Origin of the sequence: Roseateles aquae (assembly GCF_032337115.1) — a bacterium.
GTDB lineage: Bacteria > Pseudomonadota > Gammaproteobacteria > Burkholderiales > Burkholderiaceae_C > Roseateles_C > Roseateles_C aquae.
Window position 1 is genome coordinate 22,487 of the sequence record NZ_JAVXZY010000005.1, and the last position, 16,117, is coordinate 38,603.

The 16,117-nt window shown below is 66.4% G+C and carries 15 protein-coding genes, 1 tRNA gene and 1 riboswitch; of the genes, 1 reads left to right on the forward strand and 15 read right to left on the reverse strand.

Translation table 11 applies throughout. The features are described 5' to 3' along the window. Nucleotides 1-212: 212 nt before the first annotated feature. From RQP53_RS13045 to pth, 9 genes are all read right to left on the reverse strand, one after another. Nucleotides 213-671 (reverse strand): hypothetical protein, encoded by a 459-nt coding sequence (locus tag RQP53_RS13045; protein ID WP_315650760.1) that lies wholly within the window; start codon nt 669-671, stop codon nt 213-215. After that, nucleotides 665-1,996: a cobyrinic acid a,c-diamide synthase CobB gene (locus RQP53_RS13050; RefSeq protein ID WP_315650761.1), complete on the reverse strand. Its 1,332-nt coding sequence runs from the start codon at nt 1,994-1,996 to the stop codon at nt 665-667. The genes RQP53_RS13045 and RQP53_RS13050 overlap by 7 nt, the downstream gene beginning before the upstream one ends. Next, complete coding sequence (locus RQP53_RS13055; RefSeq protein WP_315650762.1) at nt 1,993-2,832, reverse strand: ABC transporter ATP-binding protein; 840 nt, start codon at nt 2,830-2,832, stop codon at nt 1,993-1,995. The genes RQP53_RS13050 and RQP53_RS13055 overlap by 4 nt, the downstream gene beginning before the upstream one ends. Continuing rightward, nucleotides 2,829-3,845 (reverse strand): FecCD family ABC transporter permease, encoded by a 1,017-nt coding sequence (locus tag RQP53_RS13060; RefSeq protein ID WP_315650763.1) that lies wholly within the window; start codon nt 3,843-3,845, stop codon nt 2,829-2,831. The genes RQP53_RS13055 and RQP53_RS13060 overlap by 4 nt, the downstream gene beginning before the upstream one ends. Next, the gene (locus RQP53_RS13065) at nt 3,842-4,723 is read right to left on the reverse strand and encodes an ABC transporter substrate-binding protein (RefSeq protein ID WP_315650764.1); all 882 of its coding nucleotides are present in this window, start codon (nt 4,721-4,723) and stop codon (nt 3,842-3,844) included. The genes RQP53_RS13060 and RQP53_RS13065 overlap by 4 nt, the downstream gene beginning before the upstream one ends. Beyond that, nucleotides 4,720-5,295, reverse strand: coding sequence for a bifunctional adenosylcobinamide kinase/adenosylcobinamide-phosphate guanylyltransferase (gene cobU, locus RQP53_RS13070; protein WP_315650765.1), 576 nt, complete (start codon nt 5,293-5,295; stop codon nt 4,720-4,722). The genes RQP53_RS13065 and cobU overlap by 4 nt, the downstream gene beginning before the upstream one ends. 18 nt (nt 5,296-5,313) lie before the next feature. Continuing rightward, nucleotides 5,314-7,263, reverse strand: a complete 1,950-nt coding sequence (locus RQP53_RS13075; RefSeq protein WP_315650766.1) for a TonB-dependent receptor domain-containing protein — start codon at nt 7,261-7,263, stop codon at nt 5,314-5,316. 82 nt (nt 7,264-7,345) lie between these two features. Beyond that, nucleotides 7,346-7,594, reverse strand: a riboswitch (cobalamin riboswitch). Continuing rightward, on the reverse strand, nt 7,590-8,036 hold the full coding sequence (locus RQP53_RS13080) for a hypothetical protein (RefSeq protein WP_315650767.1): 447 nt from the start codon (nt 8,034-8,036) through the stop codon (nt 7,590-7,592). It overlaps the preceding riboswitch by 5 nt. Beyond that, nucleotides 8,033-8,728: an aminoacyl-tRNA hydrolase gene (gene pth / locus RQP53_RS13085; RefSeq protein WP_315650768.1), complete on the reverse strand. Its 696-nt coding sequence runs from the start codon at nt 8,726-8,728 to the stop codon at nt 8,033-8,035. The genes RQP53_RS13080 and pth overlap by 4 nt, the downstream gene beginning before the upstream one ends. Nucleotides 8,729-8,955: 227 nt before the next feature. Here pth and RQP53_RS13090 point away from each other — a divergent pair, with 227 nt between their 5' ends. Then, the gene (locus RQP53_RS13090) at nt 8,956-10,629 is read left to right on the forward strand and encodes a serine hydrolase domain-containing protein (RefSeq protein WP_315650769.1); all 1,674 of its coding nucleotides are present in this window, start codon (nt 8,956-8,958) and stop codon (nt 10,627-10,629) included. Nucleotides 10,630-10,719: 90 nt separating this feature from the next. On the opposite strand, the gene RQP53_RS13095 is transcribed toward RQP53_RS13090, so the two are convergent. The 6 genes from RQP53_RS13095 to RQP53_RS13120 form a co-directional block, all read right to left on the reverse strand. Then, nucleotides 10,720-11,343: a 50S ribosomal protein L25/general stress protein Ctc gene (locus tag RQP53_RS13095; protein WP_315650770.1), complete on the reverse strand. Its 624-nt coding sequence runs from the start codon at nt 11,341-11,343 to the stop codon at nt 10,720-10,722. A 171-nt stretch (nt 11,344-11,514) separates the two neighbouring features. After that, entirely contained in the window at nt 11,515-12,477 is a 963-nt protein-coding gene (locus tag RQP53_RS13100) for a ribose-phosphate pyrophosphokinase (protein ID WP_315650771.1), read from the reverse strand. A 74-nt stretch (nt 12,478-12,551) separates the two neighbouring features. Next, nucleotides 12,552-12,628, reverse strand: a tRNA-Gln gene (locus tag RQP53_RS13105). Between the two features lie 40 nt (nt 12,629-12,668). Beyond that, nucleotides 12,669-13,664, reverse strand: a complete 996-nt coding sequence (gene ispE, locus RQP53_RS13110) for a 4-(cytidine 5'-diphospho)-2-C-methyl-D-erythritol kinase (protein ID WP_315650773.1) — start codon at nt 13,662-13,664, stop codon at nt 12,669-12,671. A gap of 13 nt (nt 13,665-13,677) precedes the next feature. Next, entirely contained in the window at nt 13,678-14,235 is a 558-nt protein-coding gene (locus RQP53_RS13115) for a lipoprotein insertase outer membrane protein LolB (protein WP_315650774.1), read from the reverse strand. Then, a complete protein-coding gene (locus RQP53_RS13120; RefSeq protein WP_315650775.1) occupies nt 14,232-16,025 on the reverse strand; it encodes a tetratricopeptide repeat protein in 1,794 nt (597 codons plus the stop codon). Before RQP53_RS13120 ends, RQP53_RS13115 begins: the two co-directional genes overlap by 4 nt. Nucleotides 16,026-16,117: the final 92 nt, after the last annotated feature.

The window sequence follows — 16,117 nt, forward strand, 5'->3', positions numbered from 1 at the left end:
CCTTCGCACTGCGTGCTGTCCCGCCAGGCGGGAATGAGCCCCTTCGGGCGGCCGTGCGGTGTATGCCTGGGGCACCCTTCGCACTGCGTGCTGTCCCGCCAGGCGGGAATGAGCCCCTTCGGGCGGCCGTGCGGTGTATGCCTGGGGCACCCTTCGCACTGCGTGCTGTCCCGCCAAGCGGGAATGAGCCCCTTCGGGCGGCCGTGCGGTGCTCATGCCCAGCCCCTTTCCTTCTTGATGTCCAGCAGCTCGGCCAGCAGCCAGCGGCGGCGCACCGAGTAAACGACCAGGGCGATGGCCGCGGCCGTCATCGCCAGCACCACGCCGGAGAAGGCCGAGCCGAACACGGCCAGGGCCTGGTGCCCCTGGCCGGCGGCGACCTGCTGCAGGGCCGGGCCCAGCGGCACCATGGTGGCGATCAGGCCCAGCAGCGGGCTGACCCGGCCGAGCAGGCGGGCCGGCTCCAGCTGGCGCAGCACCTGCAGTTCCAGCTGCTCCAGCCGGCATTCGGCACTGGCCTGCAGCAGGCGGCGGCCGCGGCGGCGCAGCAGCGCGTCCATCAAGGTCACGCCGGCGCTCCACAGCGCATAGACAAAGCCCAGGGCGACGAGGATCAGCACCGGCCACAACAGGGCCTGGGTGATCTGGGCGAATCCGGTTTCAATCAGCATGCTTGGGTGTCCGAGGCGGTGCCCTGGCCGGCCAGAAAGCGGGCAATGGTCAGGGGCTGGGAGTGGAAGTAATGGTGTAGATAGCTGGCACGCAAATTGCCAAGCGCATACAAGGGTTCTGCGGTGCGGCCGCCATTGGGGTTGCTGGCCTGGGCGATAGCCTCAAGAGGTGTGCCCATGGTCGAGTAGTGGAAGCTGTGGCCTCGCAAGGCCTGGCCGTGTTCGCATTCCGGCCACTGGATCGCTTGCAGGCCCAGCGCCGCCAGCCGTGGCTGCATCTGCGCCTGGCCCGGCAACAGCCCGGCCATGGGCAAGACCTGACCCTCTAGCGTCGTCAGCGACTCCAGCAGCACCAGCATGCCGCCGCATTCGGCCAGCAGCGGCTTGTTCTGGCGCAGATGCGCGGCCAGCTCGGCAAAGAAGCTGGGGTGCCGGCGCAGCGCCTCACCATGCAGCTCGGGGTAGCCGCCGGGCAGCCAGAGCGCGTCGCACTCGGGCAGCGGTTCGCCGGCCAGCGGCGAAAACAGCCGCACTTGCGCGCCCAGCTGACGCAGGCAGTCCAGATTGGCCGGGTAGATAAAGGAGAAGCAGGCGTCCTGCGCGACGGCGATGCGCCGGCCCGCCAGCAGCAGCGGCAGTTGCTCGGTAGCGGGTGCCTCGAAAGCGACGGGCTCGAAGCGGAAGCCCTCGCGCCGGCCGGCCTCCCAGGCATCGGCCCAGGCGTCGAGCTGCGCATCAAGCCCAGGCAATTCCAGCGCCTGCACCAGGCCCAGATGGCGCTCGGGCAGGCTCAGTTCGGCCCGGCGTTGGATGGCCGCGGCCAGCGGCAGTTCGGGCGGCAGGCCCTCGGCCACCATGTCCGCATGGGCGCTGCTGCCGACCCGGTTGGCGACGACGCCGCAGACGCGGATATCGCTGCGATAACGCGCCAGACCGGTGGCCAGCGCGGCAAAGGTCTGCGCCATCCCGCTGGCGTCGATCACGGCCAGCACCGGCAGGCCGAAGGCGGCGGCGAGGTCGGCGCTGCTGGGCTTGCCATCAAACAGGCCCATCACGCCCTCGACCAGGATCAGGTCGGCGTCCCGCGCGGCTTCAGCCAGCAGCGCGCGGCAATGGGCCAGGCCGCCCATGAAGAGGTCGAGCTGATAGACGGGATGGCCGCTGGCGCGCTGCAGAACCATCGGGTCCAGGTAATCCGGGCCGGTCTTGAAGACACGCACCCGGCGGCCACGGCGCCGCTCGGCGCGGGCGATCGCGGCGGTGACGCTGGTCTTGCCGGAGCCGGAGGAGGGTGCGCTGATCAAGAGCGCGGCGCAGTGGCTCATGGCGTGGACTCCCGGCGCAGCGGCAGCACCTGGGCGCCGCTGAGCTGCGTGGGTGCCGGCGCCGTCGGCAGTGCCAGCCACTGGCCCTGCAGCTCGACCAGATGCAGCCGCCCATCGAACACCTGCTGCAGTGCCTGGCGGGTCGTCAGCTCGGCCGGGCTGCCCTGGCCGACGACGCGGCCGGCCTGCATGACGACCAGGCTGTCGGCCTGCAGCGCGATATTGAGTTCGTGCAAGACGCTGATCACGGCGACGCCGCGGGCAGCCAGCTCGCGCACCAGGGCCAGCCAGTCGGCCTGGTGCGGCGGGTCCAGATGCGCCAGTGGCTCGTCCATCAGCAGCACCCGGGCCTCGACCGCCAGCGCACGCGCCAGCAGCACCCGCTGGCGCTCGCCGCCGGAAAGCTGACCGAGCGGGCGCTCGTGCCAGTCCCAGCACTGCGTCTGCTCCATCGCACGGCGCACGGCGGCGAGGTCGGCCGTGCTGGCCGGCGCCAGCCAGGCGCGGTGCGGCAAGCGGCCCAGCATGACGACATCGTGGGCGCTCAACTCATCGCCGCTGCTCTCGTTCTGGCCCAGCCAGGCCAGCGCCTGAGCACGCGCCTTGCGCGGCCAGTCTTCGAAAGGCCGCTCGAGCAGGCGCACATCACCAAGGCTGGGAATCAGGCCGGCCAGTGCGCGCAGCAGCGTGGACTTGCCGGCGCCATTGGGGCCGACGATGGCGGTCCAGCAACCCGGTGCCAGCGCCAACGAAAGCCGGTGCAGCACCGGCTGTCCCTGCAGGCTGACGCTCAGCTCCTGGCAGCCCAGGGCGATGGAAGGCGGGCTCGGGTTCATGCGGACCTCACTTGCTTGCGCTTGTGCATCAGGCGCAGCAGATAGCCACCGCCGAGGATGGCGGTGATGACACCGACCGGCAGTTCCTGCGGCGCCAGCAGCCAGCGCGACAGGATGTCGGCGGCGAGCAGCAAGAGCCCGCCGGCACAGGCCGACAGCAGCAGCAGTTGGCGGTGCGAGCCATGGCAGAGATTGCGCACCAGATGCGGGGCGACCAGGCCGACGAAGGCGATCATGCCGGTCTGCGCGACGGCGGTGCCGGTGGCCAGTGCGAAGGCGATGATCAGCACCAGGCGCACCAGGCCCAGGCGTACGCCCAGCGACTGCGCCGTGGCCTCGCCCAGCGTCAGCGCGTCGAGCGCCTCGCTGGCGCCCAAGGCAACCGCCAGGCTCAGCATCAGCACCAGCGCCATCAGCGTGATCGCCGGCCAGCCGAGGAAGCTGGTCGTGCCCAGCACAAAGGCCTGCATGGTGCGCAGGATGTCGGGGTCGGCCAGGGTGACCAGATCGGTGACGGCGCCCAGCACCACACCGACGACGACGCCGGCCAGCAGCAGCCGCAGCGTGTGCTCCAGGCCGCGCGCCATCGCCAGCGCCAGGCTGACGCCCATCAGCGTGCCCAGAAAGGCCGCGCCGGTCAGGCCCAGGCGCTGCAGCCACTGCATGCCGGCCGGCGTCGTGCCCAGCAGCGACAGGCTCAGTGCCACGCCCAAGCGCGCACCGGCGGCGCTGCCGAGCAGATAGGGGTCGGCCAGCGGATTGCGAAACAGACCCTGGGTGATGGCGCCGGACAGGCCCAAGAGCGCGCCGGCCAGCCAGGCCCCGGTCGAGCGCGGCAGTCGGATCTCCCAGAGGATCTGGCGCTGCATGTCGTCGAGGTCTTGCCAGGCCAGTGTCAGGCCGGTACTGCCGACGGCAATGCCGAACAGCAGGGCCAGGCCGCTGGCCAGCAACAGGCCGGCCAGCAGCGGCCAGGCCCGCAGGCGCGTGAGCGTGTGGCGCTCGGCGCTCATGGCTTGGCGGCGAACTGTTCGCGCAGGCATTGCGCCATGATCTGCGCCGCCTCGCCCATGCGTGGGCCGGGGCGGGCCAGCACATCACTCTGCTGCGAGTCAAAGATACAGACCCGCTTCTCGCGGATGGCCGGAATGCGCGACCAGCCCGGACGCTCGAACAGGCCATCGGCATTGCGTTTGCCGATCATGATCAGTTGCGGATTGGCGCGCACGACATACTCGGGGCTGATCTTCGGGAACGGGCCCATCTCGGGCGTGATGATGTTCTTCAAACCCAGCCGGATCATGGTCTCACCCATGAAGGACACCGGGCCGGCGGCGTAGGGCGAGCGGTCGATCTCGTAATAGACCAGGGTGCCGCGGGCCTGCGCCGGCATGCTCTTCGCCGCCGAGTCGACCTGGGCCTCGATGCGCCGCCAGACGGCCTGGGCATCGCTGATCTGCAGCAGTTGGCCCAGCCGTTCGAGCACGCGCTGCACGTCGGCGTAGGAGCGGCTCTCCAGCGTGACCACGGTCAGGCCCAGATTGCGCAGCCGGTCGGTCACGCGCGAGGACGGTGCCAGCAGCACCACATCGGGCCTCAACGCAACGATGGTCTCGACCTGGGTGTCGTCCAGTCCGCCGAGCTTGGGCAGTTTCTTGACCTGCTCGGGGAAGTTGGAATAGCGATCAACACCGACCAGCGCGTCGCAGGCACCCAAGGCGCAGACCGTCTCGGTCAGCGAGGGCAGCAGCGTGACTATGCGCTTGGGTGCCTGGGTCCAGCGGGTGGTATGGCCCAGATCGTCCTTGAGCTCGATGAGCGCATGCGCTGGCACGCAGGCCAGCAGCAGTGCCAGGAATGCGGCAGCAAGGAATTTCAGTCGCAAGGTCATGACAGCGAACTTTCCATCTCAGGGGGTGATACCGGCCGGCTCCAGGCCTGGCCGGCCACCATCAGGGTCAGGTCTTGACAGCGCTGGGCCACGGCCTGATTCAGCCAGCCCAGCTCGTCGGCAAACTCGCGCACCTCGCGGCCCAGCGGCATCACGCCCCAGCCGATCTCGTTGGAGACGAAGACCACCGGCGAGGGCAGCGTGGGCAGCAAGGCCAGCAAGGCCTCGCGCTCGGCGCGCCAGGCTTTGTGGTCAGGCTGGCCATTCATCGGCATCAGCCAGTTGGTCAGCCACAGCGTCAGGCAGTCGACGAGCAAGAGCCGGCCCGGCGCGGCGGCCTCGCGCAGCGCGGCGCTCAGCTGCAACGGCGCCTCCAGCGTGGCGAAGCCCAGGGGCCGCTCGGCCCGATGGCGCTCGACGCGCTGGCGCATTTCCTCATCGTGCACCGTCGCCGTGGCGACGACGCAGACGCTGTGCGCCGCATCGCGCCCGCGCCAGGCCAGCGCCAGCCGTTCGGCATGGCGCGACTTGCCGCTGCGCTGGCCGCCGACGATGAGCTGGTGCTGGGCCATCGTGCTTGCCCTCGGCAATCAGAGGCTTGGCGTGTAGCGCAGGCCGATGAGGATGGTGCGCGGCGCTTGCGCGTAGCCATAGGCGGTCTGGTACTCGCGGTTGAAGGCGTTGTCCAGATTCAGCTGCAGCTTCAGCTCCTTGCTCAGCTTGTACTGGGCATCGAAGTTGACCAGTGCATAGCCGCCGAGTTCGCGGGTGTTGGCTGCCGTGTCGAAGCGCTTGCCAGAGAACTGCAGGCCGGCGCCGAGGTCCCAGCCAGCGAGCACGGTGCTGGCGTGCAGCGTGCCGAAGTGCTTGGCGCGGCGGGCCAGCAACTTGCCGTTCGACAAATCCTTGGGTGCTTGCAAGTCCAGGGTTCCAGACAGCTGCACAGGCCCCAGTGTGGTACTGGCGGCCAAGCTCACGCCTTGGAGTCGGGCCTCGGCGACATTGCGGTAGCAGCCATAGGCGCTGTTGCACGAGCCAGCCGCGCCGAACACGATCAGTTGCTTGACCATGTTGCGGTAGGCAGTCAGGCTGAAGTCGCTCAGCGCCGTGCTGTACTTCAGGCCGAACTCCAGATTGCGGCCGCGCTCGGCGTCCAGCGCAATGACGCCGGGCTTGCTGAGGTTCGGACCGTATTGGCTGCCACGCTGATAGAGGCTGGGTGCTCGAAAGGCATTACCGGCCGATCCAACGATGCGCAGGCCGCGTTCGATCTCGTAGCCCAGCGCCAGCGTGCCGGTGTTGACGCCGCCGAACTGGCTGTCCTGGTCATGGCGGCCATGGGCTTGGACGCTGAGCGCCCCTTCGTTCCAGAGCCAACCCAAGGCCGCGGCGTTCTGGTGGCGCTTGTCGACGCCAGCCGTCGCGGTCTGCGTCAGGCTGCTGTTCTCCAGCCAGTCTTCGCGGCGCTCAACAATGAAATTCAGCTGCTGGCCTTTGGTGATTTCGTAGGAGCCATTCAGTGCCAGATTCCTAACCCGTGTCTTGCTCAGATAGGGCGAGGGCTTGGTCTCATAGTCCTCGTGCGATTCGTTCAGGCTCAGCTGGGTCTGCAGCACGGCCGACCATTGCGAGGACAGGCTCAGCTGCGCGGCGCGGGTGTCCTGGATGCTGTGGTCGTCATTCAGCGGTGCATCTTTGTTGGCGTCGTACTGGCCATCAATCCGGCTCTTGCTGACCATCAGCTCGGCACGGTGTTCCTTGGCGAACTGCACGCCGAAACGCAGGCCGGCATTGTGATTGCGCCAGCCGTCGCGGTCGGGCACGAAGCCGAAGCTGCCGGGGTAGTCGACCGTGCCGTTGAAACCATCGGCGCGCTCGCTGGCGGCCGTCAGTGCGTAGTCGAAGATGCCGTGCACGCCACTCAGGCTGCCGTCGATCTTGCGCAGGCCCAGATTGCCAATGGCGCTGCCGATCTCGAGGCTGGGCTTGCCATTGCCCTTGCGGGTGAAGACCTGCACCACGCCGCCGATGGCGTCGGAGCCATAGATCGCGCTGGCCGGGCCCTTGAGCACCTCGATGCGTTCGATCTGGCTCAGCGGAATTGCCTGCCAGCTGGCGCCGCTGCTGGCTTGCGAGTCGACCCGCACGCCATCGATCAGCAGCACGGTGTGGCGGGTCTCGGCGCCGCGCAGGAACAGCGAGGTGTTGGAGGCCGGCGTGCCGTTGCGCACCATTTCCACGCAACCGGCATTGCGCAGCAGATCACCGAGGCTGCCAAAGGCCTGGCGCTCGATCTCGGCGCGGTTGAGCACGGTCAAGTCGTTCAGCACCTCGGACAGGCGCAGTGGCGAACGGCTGGCGGTCACCACGACCTGGCCCAGCTTGTTGGCGCCGGGGCCGGGCAGGCTGGCCTGGGCCATGGCCGACGTACCGCTGAGCAGCAGGGCGGCCAGTGCGGCCTGCGCGAGGGTGTGCTGAGGCGCGCTCGACAGGGACGCGGGCGTAGACAGGCGCAGGCAGCGCCGAGACAGAGAAGTCATGGGATCCGAAACAAAGTCATCGTTCAGGTGCCAGCTTCCCCGCAGGCCCCTGTGAAAACGATGCGCCGGTGCACAGCATGCAGCGGCTCATCACCTGTTGGCCGGTATCCGGGCTGGTGACACAGGTCCCTGTTCTGCATCCTTCCCAGCACCGCCAAGGGCACCAGTGGACATGGTTCGCAGGGGACTGAAGGCAGCTTGCCTGCCTTGGTCACTTACCGTTGCGGGGACAGCTCAGGTTAGCCTTGCCTCGTCGAGACGCCGCCTCCTGATTCCCGTTTAACTGTGCAAGCAAGACGCTTGCACGAGCACCAACGGGGCGGATTCTATCTGCTCGTGGCTGACGCTGGCCTGGCGGCCGGCTGTGCTTTGTGGGTTTTCGCGGTTTTGGGGGCTGCGTGGGCCTTGCCTGGCTTGGGATGAACCGGTTCGCTGGCAGCCGGCGTGACGCGCAAGGGCGCTGCCGCCATAGCGTGCAGGCGCTGGCGGGCCTCGGTGGCCTCGCGCTCGCGGCGCATCTGCTCGGCGCGTTTGGCCTCGGCCTGGGCGCGTTCGCGGGCCGCGCGCGCATCGGTGACCGAGGGCTGGTCGAAATGCAGCTGATGGCTGGCGCCCGCTTCGACCGGGCAGGGGCTGCCGCGTAAATCGCGGCCGTCGGGGCCGCAGCGGTAGATGGTGGTCTGCTGCGTGCTGGTCTGCGCCAACGTCGAGCCTGCGATCAGCGTGGCAGTCAGCGCAAAGCTCAGCGAATACGGGCGCAGCGAGGATTTCATTCGGCACTCCCTGGCGGGGTTGGCGCCCCGGCCTTCTCGGCCATTTCGGCCGTCCCGGCGGGCTTGGGCGTTGCGGTTTGTGGCGCTTCGGGTTTCGGCGGCTTGGGCCGCGGTGGCTTGGCGTGGATCTTGGTTAGCGCCTTGGCCATATCGCCCTTGAGCATCAGCTCGACGGCGTCCATGGATTTGGCGATGCAGTCCTCGATCTGCTGGCGCTCTGCCAGCGGCGGCTTGCGCAACACATAGCCGGCCACCTCGGCCTTGTGGCCCGGATGGCCGATGCCCAGACGCAGGCGCCAGAAGTTCGCCGAGCCCAGCTGGGCCTGCATGTCCTTCAAGCCATTGTGGCCGCCATTGCCGCCGCCCTGCTTGAGCTTCATCTCGCCAACCGGCAGATCCAGCTCGTCGTGGATGGCGAGGATCTCCTCGGGCGCAATCTTGAAGAAGCGCGCCAGCGCCGCGACTGACTTGCCGCTCAGGTTCATGAAGGTCATCGGCTGCAGCAGCCAGATCGGGCCCTCAGCGCCAGGCGCGTTGTTCACCCGCGCAGCCAGGCCGTAGTAGTTGCGTTCCACCTGCAGGCTGGTCTTCAAGCCACGCGCCAGACCATCGATCCACCAGAAACCGGCGTTGTGGCGGGTGTCCTCGTATTCAGGGCCTGGATTGCCCAGGCCAACAAAGAGTCGAATCATGGGGGCGGATTATCGGCCTGTGCGCGCTTTGCGCCAGCGGCTGCGCATCTTGATGGACCGCGTCATCGCCGGTGGGTGGCCGGGTGGGTGGGTGGGCTTTGGTGTGCCACTGACCTGAGTCTTTATCGTTTCGTCCTGCCGCTGCTGCAGTTCGTCGGCTCTGGCTGGCGAGTGGCTGGCCGCTTTGGAATGCTGGTGGCTTTTGAATCTCACATAAGGAACTTCCCGTGATTGCGATCCAAGGTCCCGCACTCAAGACCCTGTCCATCGGCCTCTTGCTGGCCGGGCTCAGCGCCGCCAGCCTGGCACAGACGCTGCCCAGCGCTGCCGAGGTCAAGGCCTATGCCGACAAGCTGCTGGATGCCCAGAAGATCGAGGGGCCTGGCGTGGCGGTGCTGGTGGCGCGCGACAAGGAAGTGCTCTATCGAAGTGCGCGTGGCATGGCCAGCGTCGAGCTGGGCGTGCCGCTGTCGGCCGATCATGTGTTTCGCATCGGCTCGGTGACCAAGCAGTTCGCCGCCACGGCGCTGCTCAAGCTCATCGACGAAGGCCGCGCCAAGCTGGACGATCCGTTGTCCAAGTACCTGTCGAGCTATCCGCAAGGCGAAAAGATCACGCTGCTGCAACTGCTCAATCACACCTCCGGCGTGAAGAGCTACACCAGCATTCCCGGCTATATGGACCAGCCGATCCGCCGCACGCTGACGACGGCGCAGCTGATCGACGAGTTCAAGAACCTGCCGGTGGACTTCCAGCCGGGCGAGGGCTGGCTCTACAACAACTCCGGCTATGTGCTGCTTGGCGCGGTGATCGAGGCGATCAGCGGCAAGCCCTGGCACGAGTATGTGAAGGAGGCGGTGCTGAAGCCGGCCAAGCTGGCGCGCACCCAGTACCCGGGCGAAGACCTGCTGATCAAGGGCATGGTCACCGGCTATGGCTACGGCCCGGAAGGCCTGGGCGTGGCCGACTATCTGAGCATGACGCAGCCGCATGCGGCCGGCGCGCTGGTGTCTACCGTCGACGATCTCTGGCACTGGAACCAGGCTCTGCATGGCGGGCAACTGATCTCGCAAGCCAGCTACAAGCGCATGGTGACGCCCGAGGGCAAGGCCGCCGCGTCGAACTACGGCTTCGGCATCATGACGGGCACGTTGCGCGGCCAGACGCTCTACCAGCATGGCGGCGGCATCAATGGCTTCATCTCCTCGCTGAGCTATCTGCCGCAGACCAAGACCACGGTCGTACTGCTGCGCAATGCGATGGGGCCAGGTGTTGATCTGGAGGCGGTGGCGCAGAAGCTTGGCGCCTTTGCGATCGGCAAGCCCATCGTCGACCCCAAGCCGATAGCCGTGCCGGCCGATCAGCTGAAGGCGCTGCAAGGCATCTATGCCAAGGACGAGCAAAATTCGCGCACGCTCTCCTTCGTTGACGGCAAGCTGCTCTCGACCCGCAGCGGCGGTCGCCCCTTCCCGCTGGTGCCCATCGGCAAGGATGAATTTGCGTTTGAGGGCAGCATGGCTCGTATCGCGATCGAGCGCGATGCCAAGGGCGGCTTGAGCGGGCTGAAGTTCTGGCCCAATGGCGAGGGCACGCCCGAGGTCTGGAAGCGTGTTGGCGATCTGCCCCGTGTCAACTTCATCGAACTGAACGAGGCACAGAAGGATGCCTTGCTGGGCGAGTACGTCTCGCCGCAGATCCAGATCAAGGTCTTCAAGGACGCCAAGGGCGTGCTGCGCGGCCAGGCCGCCGGCCAAGCACCGTTTGAGCTGAAGGCGACGGCGCCGGATCAGCTGTTGGTCGTCGAGGTGGACGCCAAGCTGGGCTTTGTGATGGTCGACGGCCGCGCCAGCGAAATGCAGTTCAGCCAGGGCCCGGCCAAGCTGAGCCTGAAGCGCCGCTGATACCCATCGCGCAAAGCAAAAAGCCCCGCCAAGGCGGGGCTTTTTTGTGGGCAGCGGGCCATCGCTGGCACGACTGGCCCAGACAAGAAATTACTTCTTGCCCTTCTTCTTGCCCTTGCCGTCGTCGGCCGGAGCGGCGGCGACCACGATCTCTTCCACGACCGGCTCGACCGGGGTGGCGACGACCGGGTTCGGCTTGCCATGGGTGACGACCTTGACGTGGTCGGCCAGCTTGATGTCATTGACGTGGACCGAGTGACCCTTGGTCAGGTTGCTCAGGTCGACTTCGATGAACTCGGGCAGCTGTTGAGCCAGGCAGGTGATTTCCAGCTGGGTCACAACGTGGTTGACGGTGCACTTGTCGGTCTTGACGGCCGGCGAGTTCTCTTCGCCGACGAAGTGCAGCGGCACCTTCTTGGTGATCTTGGTGGTGCTGTCCACGCGCTGGAAGTCCACGTGCAGGACTTGCGGCTTGTAGGGGTGCATCTGGTAGTCACGCAGCAGCACTTGCGACACGGCGCCGTTCAGTTCCATCTCGAGGATGGAGCTGTGGAAGGCTTCCTTCTTCATCGCGTGGAACAGCGCGTTGTGATCCAGTTCGATGACAGCGGGTTCGCCAGCGCCGTAGACGATGCCAGGCACCTTGCCCGAGATACGCAGGCGGCGGCTCGCTCCGGTCCCCTGCAGCTTGCGCTCGAAAGCGGTGAATTTCATATGGTTCTCCAAAATGGATAGAGCACCCGCGACCAGGTGCCCTGAAAAAGGCGGCCTTGCGACCACCACGAATCACGCCCCGCCTTTGCAGGCCGGGCGCAAATGCTTAGAAATTGTTGTTCTGTTCGCTGCGATTGACCGACGCCAGAGGCGTCGGGCTACTCGGACCGATCAGAAGTTATTGTTTTGCTCCGAGAACAACGAGGTCACCGACTCACCATCAGAGATGCGGCGGATAGTCTCGGCGAACAGGAAGGCCACCGACAGCTGGCGGATCTTGCCGCAGGCCTTGGCGGCATCGTTCAGCGGAATGGTGTTGCTGATCACGACCTCGTCCAGGTGCGACTTGGCGATGCGCTCGATCGCCGGGCCGGACAGGATGGGGTGGGTGCAATAGGCAAACACGCTCTTGGCGCCACGGTCCTTCAGGACCTCGGCCGCCTTCACCAGCGTACCGGCGGTGTCGATCATGTCGTCCATGATGACGCAGTTGCGGCCGTCAATCTCGCCGATCACGTGCATCACTTCAGAGACATTGGCGGCCGGACGGCGCTTGTCGATGATGGCCAGATCGCAGCCCAGCTGCTTGGCCAGCGCACGGGCGCGCACCACGCCGCCGACGTCGGGGCTGACCACGACCAGATTGCTGTAGTTGCGGGCCTTCAGGTCCGACAGCAGCACCGGGCTGGCGTAGATGTTGTCGACCGGGATGTCGAAGAAGCCCTGGATCTGGTCAGCGTGCAGGTCCATCGTCAGCACGCGCTCGACGCCGACGGTTTCCAACAGATTGGCCACGACCTTGGCCGAGATCGGCACGCGGGTGGAACGCGGGCGGCGGTCCTGGCGGGCATAGCCGAAGTAGGGGATCACCGCGGTGATGCGACGAGCGCTGGCGCGCTTCAGGGCATCGACCATGATGAGCAGTTCCATCACGTTCTCGTTGGTCGGCGCGCAGGTCGGCTGGATCACGAAGACGTCGCGAGCGCGAACGTTTTGCTGGATCTCGACCGTGACCTCGCCATCCGAGAAACGACCGACCACGGCTTTGCCGAGCTCAAGGCCCAGATGGGTGGCGATTTCTTGGGAGAGGACCGGGTTTGCGTTACCGGTGAAGAGGACGGTATTGAGCAGCACAGGCCATCCTTTGAGTCAGCGGCCTGGCGGCCATCCGAGAGGGCCGCTAGGTGCCCACGGGTGATGAAGAAATTTGGCAGGGGCGGAAGGATTCGAACCTGCGCATGTCGGAATCAAAATCCGATGCCTTAACCAACTTGGCGACGCCCCTACACAGGACACTGCAGAGCTGCAGCACCCTATAACTTTGCTCAGTCTTCAAGCCATCCGCGTAGCGGGTGAGCTGTCAAACTGCGGCATATTCTAGCACTCCATTTCGATGGCAAAACCTTCGAAATATTTGCAATGGACTGTTCGTCTATGCCGTCTTTCCCGCTCACATGAGCAAACACCGCGCTGCCTGAGCCTGTCATCCGGCTGTTGCCGAATTGCTCTTGCAGCAGAACCAGTGCCTGAACCACTTCAGCGCTTGCAGCTTCCGCTGGTTTCTGTAGATCGTTTCTTCCGAAACTCTCTTTACCGAAACCGCCGGCCAGCATCGCAATGCCTTCAGCGTCCAGTCTCACTGTCTCAACAACCGTTTCGCTTGCATCGCTATCGGTACCGTTTTCCGTACCTGTCGCGTTTTTTGCGTCGCTGCTGTTGTGTGCAGGAAAGCCCGCTACTATAGCCACGCTTTTTGATCTTTGCAAGCACTGCGACGAAAAAATATCTTTGGTCGCGATGCTGGCCTCGGGTTTGATGACCGCAAAGCGCATTTCGCGGGGCAGATCCAGCGGGGTCAGACGCTCGCCAATGCCCTCGACGAAGGCATGGCGGCCGCCGATGAAAAAGGGCACGTCGGCGCCCAGCGGCAGCGCGATATCCAGCAGCTGCCGGCGCGTGAGGCCCAGCCCCCAGAGCCGGTTCAGCGCGATCAGTGTCGACGCTGCATCCGAAGATCCACCGCCCATGCCGGCGCCGGCAGGCAGGCGTTTTTCGATATGGATATCGGCGCCAAGCCGGCAGCCGGTGGCGGCCTGCAGCGCGCGTGCGGCACGCAGGCAGAGGTCGTCGGGGGGCAGGGTGTCGCCGCTGTCATGGCGCTGCAGCAGGCCGTCATTGCGGCGCTCGAAATGCAGGGTGTCGGCCCAATCGATCAGCACGAACAGCGATTGCAGCAGGTGGTAGCCATCGGCACGTTTGCCAACCACATGCAGGAAGAGATTCAGCTTGGCCGGTGCCGGAACGTCGTAGAGCGCTTGCATGGCGCGCAGTATCTCAGGGCGAGCTTTGCAGCTTGATGCGCAGGCTGGTTGCCGGTTCGCCGAGTTTGACGGCCTTGATCAGGCCTTCGCCGAGCAGGCTGGTATCGACGCGCCAGCCCAGCTGTTCAAAGCCCTGCTGAGGCAGGGGCACGGCCGCCGCGCCCGGCCAGGCGCGGCCGGCCAGCCAGTCGAACAACGCGGCCACCGGGATGGCCTCGCCGAGCAGCCCCTGAGTGAGGCTGTCCAGCGTGTCGTACTGGCGATCCTCGCCGGGCACCTGCAGCAACACCTCGCCGGGCTGCCAGCGAGCTCGCGCGATCAGGCTGCCCAGCGGGCTGCTCAGTTCAAGCTGACCGCGCTCGGCCGTGCCCCAGAGCTCGAAGCTGGCTGCGCCGCCCTGGGCCTTGCTGCTCAGGGTGGCGGGTACCTGGACGCTGATCCTGCCGGTCAGGTGTTCGCTGCTCGCGTTGACGACTTCGCTTTGTGGCGCCGCCGGTTTCAGGCTGGCGCAGGCGCTCAGCATCAAGGCTGCCAGGGCCACGGCCAGGCAGCGAAAACCGCCTGCGCTCATTGCGCCGCGGGCTTGGCCGACTTCAGCCGCTTCTGTGTCTCGCGCAAGGCTTCGTTCTTGGGGTCGCGCTTGGCGCCCTCGGTCCAGATCCGCTGAGCCTCTTCGCGCTGGCCGCTGACCCACAGCACCTCGCCCAGATGGGCAGCGATCTCGGCGTCCGGCCGCGAGGCGAAGGCCTGGCGCAGATAGGTGATCGCGTCGTCGAGCTTGCCCTGGCGGTATTCGACCCAGCCCATGCTGTCCAGGATGAAGGGTTCCTTGGGCGCAAAGCTCAGCGCCTTGATGATCAGTTCGCGCGCTTCATCAAGCCTTTGCTTGCGATCGGCCAGCGAATAGCCCAGCGCGTTGTAGGCGTGGAAATGCTCGGGCCTGAGCACCATCACGCGGCGCAGCAGCGCTTCCATTTCCTCGTTGCGGCCGAGTTTCTCGGCCATCATCGACTGTTCGTAGATCATGTCGGCGTCGTCGCTGAGTGCTTCATTGGCACGCTGCAGGAGCTCGTAGGCCGCCGCCCATTGCTGGGCCTCGCGAAGCAGCTGCGACTCGGCCATGAAGCGACTGCGCTGCTCCTCCTTGCTCTCGCCGGGCAAGCCCTGGATCAGCTTGCGAGCCTTGTCCAGCTGGCCTTGCTTGAGCAGCAGGGAGGCCCGGCGGTAGGTCACTTCGGTGAGGCGCTTGGGCGTGTCCACCTGGTTGAGCCAGCCCTCGGCAGCCTTGTACATGCCGCGCTGTTCGGCCGCCTGCGCCAGCAGCAGGAGGGCCTGTTGACGCGCATCCCGGCCGTTATCCGTCAGCTCGGAATCATTCTTGCCGGTGGCGGCTTCAAGCTTTTGCAGAAAGGTCTTCAGCGCGCTCTCGGCGACGTCCTGATGCTGCAGCTCCAGCTCCAGCGAGCCCAGCGCAAACCAGGGCGAGGGCTGCTCGGGCAGCAGCTCGGTGACGCGGCGGAACTCGCGTGCGGCGTCGCTGATGCGCTGCGCGCGCGCCAGTGCGCGGCCATAGGCCTGGCGCAGCGAGGCGTTGTCCGGTTTGGCGTTCAGTGCGGCGGTGATCAGCTCCTCTGCGGCGGGCTGCTGCACCATCAGTTCCAGGGCCACCGCCAGCGGTTCTTCGGCCTCCGGGGCCAGTGCGGCCGCCTCGCGGCTCAGTGCCAGCGCCTGCTGCTGCTCGCCGGCATTGAGTGCCAGCCGGGCATGGGCATTCAGTGCCACCAGGCGTGTGGCTTCCTGCTGCTCGGCCTGCTTCAGCGCGGGTTGCAGGCTTTCAAGCACCTGCTGAGGCACGGGCGTGCGCTGGAACAGCTGCGGTAGCGAGGCGATGACGGTGACGCGTTGTGCTTCCGGGCTGTTGGCCAGCAGCGCCTTGAGGGCCTTGCCAGCATCGGCCGGCCGGTTCAGCAGGGCCAGCAACTGCAGCTCGGCTTGATGGGCCTCGGCGGAGTTGGGCAGGCTGTCGGCCCAGGCGCGGGCGGCTTGCAGCGCCTGCTCACCGGCACGGGCCTGCAGGGCGATGCTGACCACGCGGCGGTACAGCGCCTCATCCTGGCTGCGCCGCGCGGCGTCGAGCAGCACCTGAAAGGCCACGCCGGGCTGGCCGGCGCGCAGTTCCATTTCGCCCACCAGCAGCTGGTAGAACATCGGCGCGTCCATGTCCGAGTTGTTCACCGTGCTGGCTTCGCTCGCCGCTGGGCTGGCGGCCAAGGCCGCGCCGCTGCTCAGCGCAGTCAGGCTGGCCAGGGCCAGTGCAGTCCACAGCTTTTTGCTGGGCGGGCGAGGGGTGTTCTGAGGCATGCATGCTCCTGGGATCTCGGGCGGCCAATTACCGGCAACGGTAGGGGCCTTGGCTTCTGCGCAGGATTCTAGGCAGAGCTCGGAAAGTATCA